The sequence below is a fragment of the Nocardia sp. NPDC049220 genome, assembly GCF_040647855.1.
GTDB lineage: Bacteria > Actinomycetota > Actinomycetes > Mycobacteriales > Mycobacteriaceae > Nocardia.
Map to the genome: position 1 here is coordinate 51,966 of NZ_JBEZDA010000007.1, position 17,624 is coordinate 69,589.

Genomic DNA, 17,624 nt, shown 5'->3' on the forward strand with positions numbered 1-17,624 from the left:
AATATGGCGATGAGCCCGGGGACCATCGTCGGCGGATACCGCGTCCTGCGGGTGCTCGGCGCGGGTGGCATGGGCACGGTGTATCTGGCCGAACATCCCAGCCTGCCCCGGACGGACGCGCTGAAGGTACTCGGCGGCGAACTGAGCCACGATCACGAGTTCCGGACCCGTTTCGAGCGTGAAGCCAATCTCGCTGCCGGCCTGGACCATCCGAATCTCGTGTCGGTGTACAACCGTGGCGAAGAACAGGGCCGACTGTGGATCGCCATGCAGTACGTCGACGGGACCGACGCCGCCGCCGAACTGGCCCGTGACCCCCAGGCGATGAATCCGGCTCGCGCCCTGCGAATCACGTCCGAGGTCGGCAAGGGCCTCGATTACGCGCATCGCAAGGGACTGCTGCACCGGGATGTCAAACCGGCCAACTTCCTGCTCTCCTCCTCCGCCGGCGATGACGAAGAACGCGTACTGCTCACCGATTTCGGCGTGGCCAAATCCACCGACGACACCACCGAACTCACCCAGGCGGGTAGCTTCGTCGCCACCATCGCCTACGCTCCACCCGAGCAGCTCACCGGCAGCCCGCTGGACCACCGCGCGGACATCTACAGCCTGGCTTGCTCGTTGTTCAAACTTCTCACCGGCCGAAACCCCTACCCTGGCACGCAGCCCGCCTTGGTGATGATGGGGCATCTACACGAACCGCCGCCCATGGCGACAGCGGTCGATCCCGGCCTACCCCGCGCCATCGATCACGTCTTCGCACGCGCCATGGCGAAGAATCCCGCCGAACGCTTCGGCAGCTGCCGGGAATTCACCGACGCGGCCGCGAACGCCCTCACCGCCGGAGACAACCCGGCCCGCGCCTATACCTCGCCGAGCTCGCCGATTCACGTCATCGACCCACGACTCACCACCAAATCTCGGGTCACCGACGCGGGGTCACTCGCACGATCCGGCCGCAAACGCAGTGTCCTCGCGGCGGGCGTCGGCATCCTGGTTGCCGCCCTCGCCGCCGGCATCGGCGCGTGGGCGCTGAACCGCGACGAGCCTGCGGCGACCGTCGCCACGACGACCAGCACGATCGCGCCGAATTCCCTACCGCCGCTGGAACAGGCACGCGCGAACAACCCGGTATTCCGCGGCAAGACCATCACGATGGTGGATGTCACGCGCGGCAGACGCGTTTCGATCTTTCTCGGCGGCACCGCACAAACCAAGTTCTTGGAAGACATCGGTTTCGTCTACAACTTCAGCTACGCCCGGCAGGGGGACCAGCCATCCCCTCGGGAAATGGCGGGTACCGACTCGCTGCAGGTAACGCCGGACAGCTACGTACTCGCCGTCCGCAGTGACGAAAACGCGGGCGGTGGTGGTCTGCTCGGTCTGCCGTATCAGGTCGCGGGCACCCGCGCCACGGTGATCCCCCTGGACGATCCGGCGGCGGTCGCCGCGCTCCGGAATTGGAACCAGTACTCCGAACAGACGCTGCTCGACCGGCTGGTGCCCGTGCTGCGCAATCGAGTGAAGTAACCCGTTGCGCGCGGTGGCACCACGCTCGCCGACGAGCGAATCGATGGGTTCTCGGCCCACCGCGCAACGACTTTCGGCTCCACAGCACGGCAATCTGCTGGTAGCGGCGGACATAGCGGTTCGGTAAGGTGTACCGCAGCCAGCCCACTCGCCGATCATCACACCAGCGAGCAGGGGGAAGGAGGGGAGCCGAGCGCTGGCATCGCTAGTCACGCAGACCCGACCGCACCGTGAAATTCCGTGCAGGCCCCAGGGTGGCCGCCGAAGCCATGGGCAAGCCGGGCGAAGGGCGCAGGGGCCTGATCCGTGGGGAGATGCCGAACTTCTCGAATCGGATGGAACCGATCAGACCCGTACCGCGTCCAACCAGATGTACAGGCCAACTGAGACTTCTGCCGTTGGCCGAGACGGGAACCGAAAGGAGCCGAAATGGCAGGACAGCTCGAGGCGAGCGACGAGGCCATCACGAAGTTTGTGAACAATTGCCGACAGCGTCATCAGGACCTGCAGGCTGCGATCACCACGCTGAACAGTAAGTCGGATCAGACCACCGCAACATGGAGCGGTGCGGCGCGTCAGGCGTTCGACACGTTCATGGACAACTACTTCGCCCAGGCGCGAAAGTTGAACGACCAGCTCGATCAGACCTCGGACAAGCTCGCCCATGCTGGACGGAAGTTCTCGGATCAGGATCAGCAGTTCGCCCAGCAGGTTGCCGCGCAGGCCTCCAGCCTGGACCTGCCCTGATCTGATAGCCGCACCACCGACAACAAGGAGCTCCCCATGGTAGCGAACGATCCAGGCCGGATTGCCTCGAACTTCGGTGAAGTCGACGCGGGCGCCCAGGCCATCGTGGCCGAGGCACGCAGCGTCATGACCATGCTCGAAGACTTCCACAAGCAGGTCACCGACTTCGTGACGAACTACTGGAAGGGCGATGCGAACGACGCGTTCGCCTCACTGCAGTCACAGTGGAACACCCAGGTCACGCAGTTGAACACCACGCTCGAAAGTGCCGGCAAGCTGGTCAGCACTGGCAACTCCGATCTACAGGGCACCGACACCGCGTTGGCGGGCCTCTTCTGAGATCCCGTCTCGGCTGATTCGAGCCCCCGGCACGCCGGGGGCTCGAACTGTGTCATGAGCTGTCGTCGCGCGCCAGTTTTCGATACCGGCACCGCCGCACGACAATTCATGCGACTACACGCACCGAACTGCCGAATCTCTCACATACCGGCTCGAGATGGCTCCAGCTCTCACCAGCGGACTGACAGCCGACACTGACCTGAATGCCGTGCTCCAACACGACATGCCAGCGAACTATCGACCCATCACCGGGCTGTTCCGAATACGCGAGACCGGCGCGTCCACCGAACATGACGTCGCGTCGCAGGTCGGTCAGCACACCCGGCGGCCGTTGCGTGATCTGTAGTTCGAGCTGCGCGGCGACCTGTTCGTTGCCCGCACCCGCCGCGATCGGGGTCTGCATCACGGTGATGCGCTGCCGTGTCCCGTCTTCCGGAACTAGGTCGATACGACCTCTTCCATTCTCGGGCACCGCGGAGCGGCGCCAGCCGGGCGGAGCGGCAAAACGAATGTGGCCGACCGTCTCCGCGCCCGCGGTGGTCTCTGGCGGGGAATCGCGCCTCGTCGAGCCCATGGTGGTCGGCGGAGCGCCTGCCGCGGGGTCGTTCCCACGGTTCAGCATCGCTGTGGCGCCAACGACCACGAGAGCGACCACAACCACGGCGGTCACCACCACCAGCACGGGACCGGTGGTGCGGTATCCCTCCCGCTGTGCTGCCGCACGGTCGCGCAATCGCTGCGTCCACTCGGTCTTCGGCAGGGTGGACGGCGTCTCGTGCGGGCGCCGCGCTTCGGCGAGATGACCGCCGAGGAGATCAGGACCGGCAATGGAACGCAATTCGACGGCGTCGCCGCAGGTCTGCTCGAGCGCTGCGCGCAGCAGATCGAGCTTCGCCGGATCCGATGTACCGGTCACCTGGGCGAGAGCGATCGGCTCACCGTCGAGCAGTCGATCGAGCAGAGCACACAACTCCGCCATCCCGCGGGACTCCGGCGTGATCTCGGCAAGCGCCAGGGCCGGCTCGTGCTCGCAGGACTCGACGTGCACACCACGGTGGCTTCGCACCACGGTGGAAGCAGTGATGCTCAGTGAGTTGCACTCCACTACCAGCGTGCGGGGGCTGTGGTCAGCGCCGCCGTCCGCGGTAACCGCACGCACCGCAATGTCCTCGTACACGACATCCGCCGCGACCCGACTCGCCGCCTGATCGAGCACCGTCCTGCGGGTGGAGCCCCACTCGGTCGGGCAGATCAGGGTGATTCGCCCGCACGGGGCAGCCACACCGAGATTTTCCAGTACGTTCGTGAAGACGGCGCCCATCGCGTCCACCACCGACGGGGTGCGGGGCGGCAGCGCGATGGCGTCGGCCGGAATGAACTGGACCGCCGAGCCGACCTGGGTCGGCGGCGTCAGCGGCGGACCGACGACCAGGTCGAAACCATTGCTTCCCAGCATGATCGACGGCGGCATATCCCAGTGGGTGGTCGCGCCACGCGCCCAGATCCGCGTCTCGGTGATGACCAACTCGATCTCGGACATCAGGACAACGGCATCCACGCCGTCTGGATCAGCCCCTCCGTATTGCGTGTGACGAAGGTACCGCGGCCGGCAGGCATCGGACTCGGGCGCTTGGTGCCCATCAGCACTCCTTCGTCTTTGCTGCAGCTCAGGGTCAGACCGGCGGAACCGAGATCCCGCATCCTGGCCAGCGTGGCCTCGAACATCGCCCGGCTCGCACCGCCGGAGCGCCGAGCGATGATCACGTGGAAGCCGAGGTCGCGGGCATGCGGCAGGTCTTCCAGCAGCGCCTGCACCGGATTCCCCGAAGAAGTCGCGACCAGGTCGTAGTCGTCGATGATGACGTACAACTCCGGACCACTCCACCAGGACCGATCGCGCAGCTGCTGCGGCGTGACATCGGGCCCCGGAGTGCGCTTGCTGACGTAGGCGGACAGATCGCTCATGTTCTGGGTGAACTGCGGCGCCGTCGAGCCGTAACCGGCGAGGTAACCCTCGGGGACCAAGCCGAGCAGGCTGCGCCGGTAGTCACCGACGATGAACCGGGCCTGATCCGGGGTATTCGCCGCCGCGATGCCCTCGATCAATGAGCGCAACAGCGTCGTCTTCCCCGATTTGGTGTCGCCGATGATGATGAAGTGCGGGCTGTCGGCGAAATCGATGTAGACCGGTGCCAGTTCGGACTCATTGATACCGAACGGGATTCGCAGGCATTTGGTGTTCGGGTCGATCTGCGAAGGCCATTCCCCCGCCACGTTCAGCAGCTGGTCGCGGTGGAGTTGCTCGGGCAGCATGCGGACCTGCGGGGCCGGACGACCGGGCGTCAGTCTGGCGATGGTCGCGACCGCGTCGCCCACCGCCTGGCCCAGGTCGTCCGGGTTCGCGCTGCCGTCGATGCGCGGCAGACCGGTCAGCATGTGCAGACACTCCGGCGTCATACCGCGGCCGGGTCGGCCCTGCGGGACCAAGGAGGCGAACTTGCGGCCGAGGTCGGAATCCATCGGATCGCCTAGGCGCAGTTCGATTCTGGTGCCGATCTGATCCTTGAGCGCCGGGCGGGCCTCGGCCCACCGCGCCAGCGTGATGACCACGTGCACACCGTAGGACAGTCCCTGCACCGCGAGGTTCATGACGACCTGCTCGAGCATCTCGAAGTCCTGGCGGATCGAGCCGAAGCCGTCGACCACCAGGAACACGTCGCCGAACGCATCCTCGTGCGCGCCGGCCGCCGCCGGGCTGCTGGCCGGATCCATCCCGCGCAGCCTGCGGAATTCCGCCATCGACTCGATGCCGAGCTGCCGGAAGCGCGCCTCGCGCTGCCGGACGATGGTGGTCATCTCGGCGATGGTGCGCCGGACCTGATCCTCGTCCAACCGGCTCGCGACCGACCCGACGTGCGGCAGCCCCAATAGGCTGGCCAGCGTGCCGCCACCGAAATCGAGACAGTAGAACTGCACCTGTTCGGCGGTGTGCGTCAAGGACATCGCCATGATCAGGGTGCGCAGCGCGGTCGACTTGCCCGACTGCGGACCGCCGACGACGGCGACGTTGCCGTGCGAACCGGACAGGTCGATCACCATCGGGTCACGACGCTGGTCGAAGGGGCGGTCCACGATGCCGATCGGGGCGCGCAGAGTGGCCGCTAGGGAGTAGTCACCGGTGAGGACCGACCGCGGGACGAGTTGATCGAGCGTGGGAGCCGCATCCAGCGGTGGCAGCCAGATCTCGTGCGCCGGGCGCCCATGACCACGGATCCGGGAGACCAACATTGCCACGTTGGACAGCTGCTCACCGTCCGCATCCTGCGGTGCGAGGTCCGTGCTCGGCTCGGGCGGCAGTGGAACACGGTCCGCTGGACGGTAGTCGATGTGCGTCGCGGTGAAGGGTCGCGCTTTGACATCGATCGCACCGGCCTGGGTGGCGACGGTGATGTCGCGCTGCGAGCCACCGCCGACATACGGACCGGACACATAGGACGCCTGGAAACGCTGAATCTCGCCCGAATTCGTCTTGAGGTAGCCGCCGCCGGGACTACTCGGGAGGTTGTACGCGTCGGGGACGCCGAGCACTTGACGAGATTCGTTGGCGGAGAACGTCTTCAGACCGATTCGGTAGGAGAGATGGGTCTCCAGACCCTTGAGTTTGCCCTCCTCCAGCCGCTGCGAGGCGAGCAACAGATGCACATGCAACGAGCGGCCGAGGCGACCGATCATGACGAACAGATCCGCGAAATGCGGATGCTGGGTGAGCAGTTCGGAGAACTCGTCGAGTACGACGAACAGGGCCGGCAGCGGATCGAGGTCGGCGCCCGCGGCTCGGGCCTTCTCGTAGTCGGACACGTTGGCGAAGTTGCCCGCCGCCCGCAGCACGCCCTGGCGGCGGTTCATCTCGCCTTCCAGCGCGTCCTTCATACGGTCGACGAGGTCGGCTTCTTCCTCCAGGTTGGTGATGACCGCGGCGACGTGCGGCACACTGTCGAGGCCGAGAAACGTCGCGCCACCCTTGAAGTCGACGAGCACCAGGTTCAGCTGTTCCGGCGAGTGGGTGGCGAGCAGGCTGAGCACGAGGGTGCGCAGGAACTCCGATTTACCGGAACCAGTGGCGCCGATGCACAATCCGTGCGGTCCGGTGCCGTTCTCGGCGGCCTCCTTGATGTCCAACTCGACCGGAAGACCGTCGGCGCCGACGCCGAACGGGACGCGCAATCGTTCCCGATCGTAGCGCGGGCGCCACGCATGCTCCGGGTTGAACGCGCCGATATCGCCGAGGCCCATCAACTGACTCCAGGTCGAGATCGCCTCGGATTCCTCGGTGTGCACGTCACTGCTGCGCTGGGTGGCCGCGCGGTACGGCGCGAGCCGACGTGCCACCTGCTGAGCCTGCTGTGGACTGATCCGGTCGATGAGCGCGAAACGTTCCTGGTTGCCGGTCGCGCCGCGGCCGAGGCACTCGCCGTCCTCCACGATCATCTTGATTCCGCGGGAAACCGCCAGGCGCGGCGCGTAGCCGCAGAGGTCGATGACCGTGACGCCCTCGTACCCCGATTCGCGCAGCTGGTCGTCTTCGGCCTCGAGCAAACCGCCGTCGACCACGATGACGACGTGCACCATGTTCGCGTTGGCAGGCTGATTTCGCGAGTATCGAACCCGGTTGCCGAGCAGCGGCTGTAGGCCCGTCATGGCTTCCCGAATGGAGCCGTAGACCATGCGTTCGGTGCCGATGCCGTCCTGCGCGTCGGGATGCTGAGTGTGCGGTAGCCATTTGGTCCACTCCCACTCCCGCGCGGTGTCCGGTCCGCAGACGATGGCGACGAGCACCTGGTCCGGCCCCTGGAACATGCACAGTTGCAGCAACATCGCACGCGTCATGTCGCGCGCCTCGACCCGGTCACCGTCCAGCGCGATGGTGGCGAAGCCCTTGACCGCGATCGCGGTCGGCAGATCGGGCACGGTCGAGTGGGCACGCACGAAACGGCGCAGCGAGACCGCGGCGATCGGTTCGAGCTCCTCGACGGGGCCGGTCTCCGGCGCGACCAACCTGGTCGCCAGCCGCTGGCCGCCGATACCGATGCGGGCGTGGCAGAAATCCTTGTCGCCCGCACGCCGCTCCCACATCCGGCTGGTGCCCGCGAGCATCCAGATCAACGTCGGCTCGGGATGGCTCCATCCGACCGAGGCGCGCTGCTGACGCGCGGTTTCGTCGACGTCCTTACGGACCTGGTCCAGATAGCGCAGATAGTCTTTGCGATCCTCGTTGGCCTCCGCGGCCTTCTGCCCCTTACCCCCGCCTTGGCCGGCGAACATGCCGACCATGGAGAACAACATCATGATCGGGAACATCATGCTCATCGGGTTCGACGCGATGCCGCCGCCCTGCGTGAAAAGCAGCGCCATCATGCCGACCATGCCGATCACCATCACGACCGGCATCAGTTTGAGCAGCAGATTTCCTGGCGTCACCCGGGGGATTTCGGGTGGCGGCTGCAGTGTGACCTCGCCGCCGGGCGACCGGGGCATCTCGCGGCGCGCACGGCGCTGAAAGCGGACAGTGCTCATCGACGAGATCCCCCTTATGGCAAGCCGTGATTCGGCCTCAGTGTAGAGGTGATCACCGACATGTCGTACAGTTCGACCAGCATTCTGCTGGCCGGACCGTGGGTTCGCAACCTCCTCCCTCGGCCGCTGGGGCTCGCGGAATAACGAGGTAGAAGACCGAGTTGGGGGAATCTTGACGCACGCGCGCCTTGACCACATCGACGATGAATCCTCACGCGGCATCGTCCGTGCACCCGATCTGGCCCGGGTGACGATTCTGGCCAAACACACCCAGGTCGACATGGCGATCCCGGTCGATGTGCCGGTCGCGCTGGTGATTCCGAGCGTGGTCGATATGGTCGCGCAGCACAGTCGGGCCAACGACTTCGACAACGACGGCGAGCGCTTCGAGCCCGCCGAATGGGTCCTCGCTCGCATCGGCCATCCACCGTTCTCCAACTCACTCAGCCTGGGCGAGCATGGCGTTCGCGACGGCGAACTGCTGATGTTGGAGAGCGCGTCGCACACGGCGCCGACGCCACTGTTCGACGACATCATGTACAACGTCGCGATCGCCGACATCAACCACTACCGCAGCTGGACACCGAAGCTCGCGCGGATCACCGGCTCGGTACTCGCGGCGGTCACCATGATCGTCGGCTGCCTTGGCCTGCTGTTGTCACCCGAGTCGCTGCCGATCGGGGTGGGCGGCTCGATCGCGCTCGCGGTCGCGATTCTGCTGGTGGTCGCCGCGATGGTGCTGAGCAGAATGTACGACGACACCGACACCGCGTTGGCGCTCGGGGGCTGCGCGCTGCCCGCCGCGTTCAGCGCGGGCATGCTCTACGTGCCCGATCATTACGGCTGGGCGCATATTCTGCTCGGGTCGGTCCTGGCGGGCGCGACCGCGGCCCTGGCGTGGCGTGTCACCGGTGTCGGCCTCGCGCTGTTCATCGGCGCGACCGCACTCGCGACCTATGCGGTCCCCGCGGCACTGATCGGTCTGCTCACCGACCAGCCGGAGCGGGCGATCGGCGCGGGCGCCGCGGCACTCGGGCTCGGCGGCCTCGCACTGGCGCCGCGGGTCTCCATGCTGCTCGCGAAACTGCCGCTGCCACCGGTCCCTTCGCCCGGCACGCCGATCGACCCGACCGAGGACGACCCGGACGACCACCGCGCGCTACCGACCATGGACGTGCTGCGGATGAAGTCCGAACGAGCCCGCAAGTACCTGGCCGGACTGGTCGCCGCGACGACGCTGGTCACCGCGATCGGTGCGCTGTCGGCCACCGAACCGACCGCCGCCGGCCCGCATTGGCCGGGCGTAGCGCTCGCCTCGGTCTGCGCGGTGGTGCTGATGTTCCGCAGCCGCACCTACGCGGGTGCGGAACAGGCCGTGGTGCTCATCGCGGGCGGGTCGGCCATAGCGCTGATCATGTTGGTGGGGGGCGGCTTCGTGCTCGCGCAGCCGCTCACGGTGTTCGGCGCGGCGATGGTCGGCCTGATCGCGGCGCTGATCCTCGGCATCGTCGTCCCGAACCAGTCGGCCACCCCACCAATGCGCCGCGGTGTCGAACTACTCGAGTACGGATTCGTCGCCGCCGTACTGCCACTGGCGTTCTGGGTCGCCGACCTCTACTCGCTCGTCCGCGGGCTGTGAACCAGATCCTGCGCACCAGCGCGGCCGTGGCCGTGCTGGTGCTGAGTATGTCGTTCGGGATGGGGGCGAGCCAAGGCGTCGCCTATGCCGATCGGCCACCGCCGGTCGACCCAGGAAGTCTGCCCGCGGGTGATCCAGCTCGGCCGCCCGACAAAACCGAGCACCCGGCCAACTCGCCGTGCTACGAAACCCAGCCGGGTGGCGACGGTCCTGCCGAGCCTGCTCCGCAGCGAGCACTCGACCTACACCGTGCCTGGGATTTCTCCCGCGGTGAAGGCCAACTCGTCGCGGTCATCGACACGGGCGTCGTCCGCCATCCTCGCCTGCCCGATCTGGAAGCGGGCGGTGACTTCGTGGCGGAGGGCGGCGACGGCACCAGCGAGGACTGTGATGCGCACGGCACCCTCGTCGCAGGCATCATCGCCGCGAAAGAGGTGGCGGGGCAAGGGTTTCACGGTGTCGCGCCGGAAGCGCGGATCCTCTCCATTCGCCAGACCAGCGCGCTGTACGAGGTCCCTGGTCGACAGGACAAGAGGCCGGAGGACCCGCCGAAGGGCTACGGCAGAGTCGAAGCGCTCGCATCCGCGATCCGACGGGCTGCTGACCGTGGCGCTTCGGTCATCAACATCTCTCTGGTCTTATGCGTACCCGCGGGCCAGAATTTGAACGATGGGATGCTCGGCGCCGCAGTGCGTTACGCCACTCTGGAGAGAGATGTCGTCGTAGTGGCCGCGGCAGGCAACAACACTGACAACTGCAAACCGAGCAACCCGGGAATCGACCCGCTGAATCCCATGGGCGACCCGTGGAACAACGTGACCACCAACGTCACTCCCGCCCGTTTCGACGATTACGTCCTCAGCGTCGGGTCGATCGACCAAAACGGGGCACCGTCGAAATTCACCGTTCCCGGACCATGGGTCGGCGTGGCCGCACCCGGCGAGGAGATCGTCTCGCTCGATCCGCGCCGAACCGGCACCATCAACGGCAAATCCGACAACCAGCAATCCGTGCCGCTCCAGGGTACGAGCTTCGCGGCACCCTATGTATCCGGGGTGGTCGCCCTGGTCCGCGCTCGATTCCCGGAACTCAGCGCCCTCCAGGTCGTCCAGCGCATGCAAGCCACCGCGCACTCCCCGGCCGAAGGCTGGAACCCGTATGTCGGCTACGGCGCCATCGATCCGATTGCCGCGTTGACCGCCGAAGTACCGGAAACTCTTGCCGCCAAGCGGCCGCTGGCCGCGGTGAGCATGCAATTGCCGGTTCCGGCGCCGGCGCCGCCGCCCGATCACCGTGCTCGTAATGTGGCATTGATCGGCAGCGGTAGCGTCATCGTGCTACTCATCCTGGGCATGCTCGCGTCATTCCCGATCCGACGCCGATTCGGCGTCCGCGAGGACGATTGACTGTATTTCAGCCACAGCACACGGCGGTCATCCGACGGGCGACCTCGGACCATCAGCGTTGCGCTGCGGCCGGGTACACACGACAGAACTCGCTGTCACGAACGGACACACTCACCTACTTCGCAGCGGCGATCGGCTGTTTGGCCGGCGACGGGTCAGCCGCGACGCCGTCGTGGGCGACCATCGCCTCCTCGCGACCCATGGTCGGTCCGCCCGCGAGCAAACCCACGATCGGCCACGGCGCGCGTTCCGGCGTGACCCCCGATTCTTTGCCCATACCGAGCACCTTGGCGGCTTCCTCGTTTTTGACGCCGAAACGCACACCCGTGTCGGCGATATAGAACATGCTGTCCTTGCGGCGGCTTTCCGGTTCGATGCCGGTGGTCTGGACGAAGGCGCCCGAGCCCGGTTTGAAATACACGGAGTCCACGTTGTCGCCCTTACCATCGGCCTGAGCGAGCGGAACCATTTTCGCGCTGGCGGGTATCGGCAGATCACTGCCGTCGACGACGGACACTTCCGCTCGCACCGCGACATCGGAATTGGTCTCGGCGCCCGGGATCGGCTTCCACGACAAGCAACTCACCGGTCGTGACTTGGGTTGGATGACCGTAGGAGCGATGTCGGGGTAGGTGGCGACGGGCAACGCTTTCGACTCCGGCGCGTTGGTCTTGTCGAACGACTCGATCGCGGTGCCATGATTCGGATTGCGCTGCGAACTGCGGATGACGTCGGCGGTGAATCGGCTGATGGGCTGTAGCCCGTCGTGTAGAAGGACGTAGTTCTGATCGGCTTTGCCATCGAGTTGGACCACCGTGCCGATACTCAGACCGTTGATCGAGTAGTTGATCGGCTGCCCGCCTGGATCGGTGATCGTCGGCGGCACAATGGCATTCACCTCGGGAATGGCGTTCAGCAGACCCTCGCTGATCGGGCGCGGCGTCATGCCCCGAATCTTCAGCGGGTCGGTGACCGCGGGGTCGTTCATGTCGACGCGGGCGCGCGTGCCGTGCCACACGAGGTAGGTCGCGTTCCTGCCTTGCACCAGCAGCGCCTGGTCCGCGCCCATCGTCGAGGCTCTGTCGCCCAATTCCAGGCCGCCGATCACCACGGAGGTGCTGCGATCATCGCTACCGTCGGTCTTCAACGAGTCGCATACCGTCCAGACGCGTCCCCTGCCCTCTTTGTCGAAGTGCAGCGAGCCGGGAGCGCCTGGAATACCGATCAATTGACCGCGCGGCTTCGTCCCCAGTTCCGATTCCTTCACGATGGCGGGCTCGGCCGCCTCCCCCGCGGCGAGACGTGCCGAGGCGAGGTTGAGTGCCGGGTGCACCACGTCGTCGAGCACCACGTAGACCGCACCGGAATCCTTCCCGATCAGGATCTTCTTGTCATCGATCTTGTCCTGCGGGCGCAGCAGCGCAAGCACGCCGCAGCCGGCGAGGGCGACACACGCCAGGACGAGACCAGCGGCATACGCGCGTGACTGGGAACGCATGGGGTCGTGCAGCATTCGCACATCCCGGCGCACCAAGGCGTGCTCCATTCGCCGGACCAGAAAGCGGTAGCCGCTGACCTGCCAGCGTGTAGTGGGCTTTGAAGGCATTATTCACTCCCCCGAACCGTGCTCACGTTCGCCGAACACAGTACAGTTCCCGAGGACTCTTGTTCACTCGGCCACTGCGCACCGGCCGACACCGGGTACTTGGGGGACGACGATGGCGGAATCGGCCGGAGCGGGGCCAAGTCCGCTCCTCGGGCGGATCTCGATGCGAAATCTGGTGCTGGCACAGATCATTGGGCTTATCGCCGGGTTGAGCGCGTTGTTCGTCGGTGTCCCGGCGGCGCCCGCGCTCGGCACGGCGGTGGTCGCGATGCTGATTCCGCTCGTGCCCGTCGCCAAACGCACACCACTGGACTGGCTCACGACCTGGTGGCGCTATGCCACTCAGCAGCAGTACGAGATCGGTGACACCGACAACTTCCGCGGCCCGGACGGACGGTCGCTCGGTCTGTTCCGGGACGGCGGCCGGGTGGTGACGGTGGTTGAGGTGCTCCCGCCACCCGGTGGACTGACCAGGATCGCCCGCAGCACGGTGCACGCCTCGCATCTGCTTCCACTGTCGGAACTGGCGAACTGCCTGAACCAGCACGACATCCTGCTCAGCGGCATCGACATCATCAGCCACGGGCATCGCAGCCGCTCCGGCACGCCCGCCGGCCAAATCTACGAATCTCTGCTCGGTCCGCTGCCCGCCACCGCGCACCGCACGGTATGGCTCGCGATCAGTTTCGACGCGGTGGCCTGTCCGGACGCCGCGGCGCGGCGCGGCGGCGGGGCCGAAGGCGCCGCGCGGGCGGTCACCATCGCGACCCAGCGCATCATGCGAACACTCGAGGACGCCGACTGCAATGCCCGCATACTGACCGAACCCGAGATCGAAAAGGCCGTCCTGCAGATCACCGATGGCTTCAGTGTGCGCACGCTCGCACATCGCTGGCGCTACGCCGAAATCGGCAACAGCGTGAACATCGGTAGTGCCGTCGACCCGAAACTGCTGCACTCCGACCTCCTCGCCCAACTGTGGGTGGCCCCATCCCGCGGCACCACGGTGGCGGTGCGGTTGCGCCCGGGCAGTTCCGCCGAGTCGGTGCGCATCGGCGCCGCTTGGCGACTCACCGCGCGTGAGCTTCCGGAGCGCAACAAGTTGGCGAACATGATCTCGATGAATGGCCGCCACCGCGCCGGTCTGCTCGCCCATCTGCCGATCTCCGTGCCCGGTCTGGACGAGACCATCCCGCTGGACGAGCGCCCGATCGACGTGATCGACGACATACACCTGCCCTCCTCCGGTTGCGGCCAGCTGATCGGCTCGGATGCCGAGGGGCACGGTGTCGCCGTGCGCATCGTCGGTGCGGGCATTTCGACGGTGTACGTCGCGGGCGAGTTGTATTTGGCGCAGCAGCTGGTGTTCCGTGCGCTCGCGGTCGGCGAGCGAATCCTGATCCGCACCGATCGGGCGGAGGCATGGGAGAACTTGGTCACCACGATCGGCAACCCGGAGCGGCTGACCCTCGCGGTCGAAACCTACCAGTCCGACGCCGAATTCACCGCGACGATGGTCGACGGGGTGCTCGCACCCGCACCGCACGCGGGCGTGACCACCATCTACGTGACGGGCGACCCGATGGGCTGGCCCGCGAACCGCCCCGACCTGGCCATCCTCCAACCCAGTGCGATCGGCAACCATGTCGTCCTGCGCACCGGAACCACCCAGGTCGACCTGACGCTGGTGTCCATCCCGCGCGAGGCCACCTACATCGGGCACCCGCGCGGCCAGCGCGCCATGGCGAGCCAGTAGCGCGGCGCTAGCCCGGGTACGGGTCAGCGGCGCGGGCGGCGCGCATCGCACGCGCCCACCAGGCCAGCTGCCGGATCAGGCGCGCCGCGGCGTCGATCGCCGCGCCATCGCTGGTATCCCCGGCGGCGTCGAACCGTTTCTTGGCCTGGTGGAAACTGACTGTTTCGCGGACCGAGACCATATGAATCTCGGCGACGACCTGACGCAGTTGCTCCACCGCCCGCAACCCCCCGGAGAGGCCGCCGTAGGAGACGAAGCCGATCGGCTTGGCCCGCCATTCGTGTTTGGCGGTGTCGAACGCGGTTTTCAGTGACGCCGGATAGCCGTGGTTGTACTCGGAAGTGACGGCGACGAAGGCGTCGGCGGCGGCCAGCCGCGCACGGTAGGACGCGGTCGCGTCGGTCTCGGTGAGGTCGACCGGCAGTGTGATGTGCGCGAGATCGATGACGTCCGTGTCGAATTCGGCGTTCGCGCGCACGGTCCGCAGAAACCAGTCCGCGACCACCGGCGCGAAACGGTCCGGACGCACGCTGGCCACGATGACCTCTAGCCGCAGCGGGGTGTCCACCGCGGAAGCCTAACCCCAGGTGGATCGCCCGCGGCGTACCTCGGACACAGGACGATGCCGCCCCGCCATAGGTATCGCTTTTCACCGGCGGGGTGAAATGCCTCACCCCTTCTGGCCGTTTGTTAGCGGAATAAAAGAAAGAGCCACTTGATTGATATGTCAAATACTCGAGGAGGTGGAGCGAACTCCACCACAGAAGGACATGGGGAACTGCCATGGGAATGCTGGACGGCAAGGTCGTACTGATCACGGGAAGTGGAAGCGGCCTCGGCCGCGCGGCGGCGCAAGTCTTCGCGCGGGAGGGCGCGCGGATCGTCGGAATCGACATCAGACCCGACACCAACGACGAGACGGTGGCGCTCGTCCGCGAGGCCGGCGGCGACATGGTGAGCCTCGCGCCGGTCGACCTCACCGACCCTGAGCAGGTCCAGCAGGCCGTCGACGAGGCGGCGGGCGCGTACGGCGGGCTCGACGTCATCCACAACAACGCCGCCGTCATCCGATTCGGCCCGATGCCCGACTATTCGGTCGAGGACTGGCGGGTGACCGTGACCGGCGAACTCGGCATTCCCTTCTTCGTGTCGAAGTCGGCGTGGCCGCACCTGGTCCAGCGCGGCGGCGGCGTCATCATCAACGTCGCGTCCGTCGCGGGCATGATCGGCGGCAACGTTCCGCCCATGGTCGGACACAGCGCGGCGAACGCCGGCATCATCGGCATGACGCGACAGCTCGCCCTCGAAGGAGCGCCGCACGGGATACGGGTGGTGGCGATCAGCCCGGGACCCACCCTCACGCCGCTCAGCGACCGCGACCTGGGTGACGATCAGGCGGCCCGCGACGCGATTACCGCCAAGACGCTGCTCAAGCGCTTCGCCCAACCCGAGGAGATCGTCGAACTCGCCGCCTTCCTCGCCTCCGACCGCGCGTCTTACATCACCGGCGCCAACTACCCCGTCGACGGGGGCGCGACGGCCTGGTGAGGCCGTGCGCGAGTCCGCCGACACCTTCGCGCGGTAAGCGGTGAGCGACCCCACTCATCGCTCGCCGCGACCACCAGCACTCCTATCGAGGTTCAGGGCAACTCGAACGGCAGCGACACTTCCGCGTGGACGCGGCACCGGTCACAGGCTTCGGTGCCGTCGACCGCGCCCACCGCACCGCGGATGAGCTCCTTGAACGGCGCGAGATTGCGCTTGAACTCGGCGAAGACGTCGACCGCGTGCACGCCCGCGCCCTCCTCCAGGCCCGCATCCAGATCCGTCACCAAAGCAACCGCGGCGTAGCACATCTCGAGTTCGCGAGCGAGCACGGCTTCGGGGTGGCCGGTCATGTTCACCAGATCCCAACCCTGTGCGGCGAACCAGCGGCTCTCGGCGCGTGTGGAGAAGCGCGGGCCCTCGACGACCACCATGGTGCCCGCGGACATCATCGGCAGCGCGTCGGACTCGGCCTTCACGACGGCGGCGCGCAACTCGTCGCAGTACGGGTCGGCGAACGAGACGTGGATGCCGCCGCCGTCGAAGTAGGTCTGCGGACGCCCGGATGTCCGGTCGACCAACTGGTCCGGCACGACGACGGTGCCGGGGCCCCAGTCCGCGCGCAGGCTGCCGACCGCGCACGGCGCGAAGATCCGCCGTACGCCGAGCGAGCGCAGCGCCCACAGGTTGGCCCGGTACGGCAGGGTGTGCGGCGCGTATTCGTGGTTCTTGCCGTGTCTGGGCAGGAAGGCCACCGGCCTACCCGCCACCTCCCCGATCGCGATGGACGCGCTCGGCGTTCCGTAGGGAGTCTCGACCTCGACAGTCGTCGCCTCGTTGTCGAAGAAGTCGTAGAAGCCGCTGCCACCGATGACGGCCAGCGCTGGGCGAGTGTGCGAACTCATGAGGCAATTGTCGCGCCCCGCGGCATCCGCCGCATCGCGGGGACCGCGAGGACGCTCGCAGGCGGCGTGGACCACGACGACCGGGCGCTGGCGTGCTACCCGGCGGAGCGTGTCGGCTACCCCCACCGGGCCGGTGGTCAACGCATGGATCGTTGATCAGACGTGTCCTGACCTGACAATTCTTCCCCGTAGATGTACCCTAGGGGGGTATTTGTCCGGTCCGCCCGCAGACCGGCAGGCAGCGAGGAGACATCGGTGACAGCCACCCCCCACGACCACGCGGCGCACGGCTACATCACCGCCAAGGACGACTACCTCAAACGACTACGCCGCATCGAGGGGCAGGCGCGCGGCCTGCAGCGGATGGTGGAGGAAGAGAAGTACTGCATCGACATTCTCACCCAGGTGTCCGCGATGACCAAGGCATTGCAGGCGGTCGCGATGGGTCTACTCGAGGACCACATCAGTCACTGTGTGGTGGACGCGGCGGTCGCGGGCGGCCCCGGGGCCGATGCGAAGATCAAGGAAGCCACCGAAGCCATCGCCCGCCTGGTCCGTTCCTGACCGACCGGCG

The 17,624-nt window shown here is 66.8% G+C and carries 13 protein-coding genes; 8 read left to right on the forward strand and 5 right to left on the reverse strand.

Annotated features, from left to right (window positions below):
* Positions 1–9: 9 nt before the first annotated feature.
* From AB0C34_RS18435 to AB0C34_RS18445, 3 genes are all read left to right on the forward strand, one after another.
* A complete protein-coding gene (locus AB0C34_RS18435) occupies positions 10–1,533 on the forward strand; it encodes a serine/threonine-protein kinase (RefSeq protein ID WP_357073933.1) in 1,524 nt (507 codons plus the stop codon).
* Between the two features lie 429 nt (positions 1,534–1,962).
* Entirely contained in the window at positions 1,963–2,280 is a 318-nt protein-coding gene (locus tag AB0C34_RS18440) for a WXG100 family type VII secretion target (protein ID WP_357073936.1), read from the forward strand.
* Positions 2,281–2,316: 36 nt separating this feature from the next.
* A complete protein-coding gene (locus tag AB0C34_RS18445; protein ID WP_357073939.1) occupies positions 2,317–2,619 on the forward strand; it encodes a WXG100 family type VII secretion target in 303 nt (100 codons plus the stop codon).
* 106 nt (positions 2,620–2,725) lie between these two features.
* Here the strand turns inward: AB0C34_RS18445 and AB0C34_RS18450 are convergent, their stop codons facing one another.
* Together AB0C34_RS18450 and eccCa are read right to left on the reverse strand one after the other, a co-directional pair.
* On the reverse strand, positions 2,726–4,159 hold the full coding sequence (locus tag AB0C34_RS18450) for a type VII secretion-associated protein (protein ID WP_357073942.1): 1,434 nt from the start codon (positions 4,157–4,159) through the stop codon (positions 2,726–2,728).
* Positions 4,159–8,193, reverse strand: coding sequence for a type VII secretion protein EccCa (gene eccCa, locus AB0C34_RS18455; RefSeq protein ID WP_357073945.1), 4,035 nt, complete (start codon positions 8,191–8,193; stop codon positions 4,159–4,161). The genes AB0C34_RS18450 and eccCa overlap by 1 nt, the downstream gene beginning before the upstream one ends.
* 172 nt (positions 8,194–8,365) lie before the next feature.
* On the opposite strand from eccCa, the gene eccD reads away from it, so the two are divergent.
* The gene (gene eccD / locus AB0C34_RS18460; protein WP_357073948.1) at positions 8,366–9,832 is read left to right on the forward strand and encodes a type VII secretion integral membrane protein EccD; all 1,467 of its coding nucleotides are present in this window, start codon (positions 8,366–8,368) and stop codon (positions 9,830–9,832) included.
* Positions 9,829–11,238, forward strand: a complete 1,410-nt coding sequence (gene mycP / locus AB0C34_RS18465; RefSeq protein WP_357073951.1) for a type VII secretion-associated serine protease mycosin — start codon at positions 9,829–9,831, stop codon at positions 11,236–11,238. The genes eccD and mycP overlap by 4 nt, the downstream gene beginning before the upstream one ends.
* Positions 11,239–11,353: 115 nt before the next feature.
* Here the strand turns inward: mycP and eccB are convergent, their stop codons facing one another.
* Positions 11,354–12,844, reverse strand: coding sequence for a type VII secretion protein EccB (gene eccB / locus AB0C34_RS18470; RefSeq protein WP_357073954.1), 1,491 nt, complete (start codon positions 12,842–12,844; stop codon positions 11,354–11,356).
* A 112-nt stretch (positions 12,845–12,956) separates the two neighbouring features.
* Between eccB and eccE the strand changes: the two genes are divergently transcribed.
* Positions 12,957–14,600, forward strand: a complete 1,644-nt coding sequence (eccE, locus tag AB0C34_RS18475) for a type VII secretion protein EccE (protein ID WP_357073957.1) — start codon at positions 12,957–12,959, stop codon at positions 14,598–14,600.
* Between the two features lie 7 nt (positions 14,601–14,607).
* Here eccE and AB0C34_RS18480 read toward each other — a convergent pair whose 3' ends face one another.
* A complete protein-coding gene (locus AB0C34_RS18480; protein ID WP_357073960.1) occupies positions 14,608–15,168 on the reverse strand; it encodes an NAD(P)H-dependent oxidoreductase in 561 nt (186 codons plus the stop codon).
* 215 nt (positions 15,169–15,383) lie between these two features.
* Here AB0C34_RS18480 and AB0C34_RS18485 point away from each other — a divergent pair, with 215 nt between their 5' ends.
* The gene (locus AB0C34_RS18485) at positions 15,384–16,148 is read left to right on the forward strand and encodes an SDR family NAD(P)-dependent oxidoreductase (RefSeq protein ID WP_357073962.1); all 765 of its coding nucleotides are present in this window, start codon (positions 15,384–15,386) and stop codon (positions 16,146–16,148) included.
* Between the two features lie 92 nt (positions 16,149–16,240).
* Here AB0C34_RS18485 and AB0C34_RS18490 read toward each other — a convergent pair whose 3' ends face one another.
* Positions 16,241–17,050: an S-methyl-5'-thioadenosine phosphorylase gene (locus AB0C34_RS18490; protein ID WP_357073965.1), complete on the reverse strand. Its 810-nt coding sequence runs from the start codon at positions 17,048–17,050 to the stop codon at positions 16,241–16,243.
* Between the two features lie 255 nt (positions 17,051–17,305).
* Here AB0C34_RS18490 and AB0C34_RS18495 point away from each other — a divergent pair, with 255 nt between their 5' ends.
* Positions 17,306–17,614 (forward strand): metal-sensitive transcriptional regulator, encoded by a 309-nt coding sequence (locus AB0C34_RS18495; RefSeq protein ID WP_357073968.1) that lies wholly within the window; start codon positions 17,306–17,308, stop codon positions 17,612–17,614.
* The last annotated feature ends 10 nt before the right edge of the window (positions 17,615–17,624 follow it).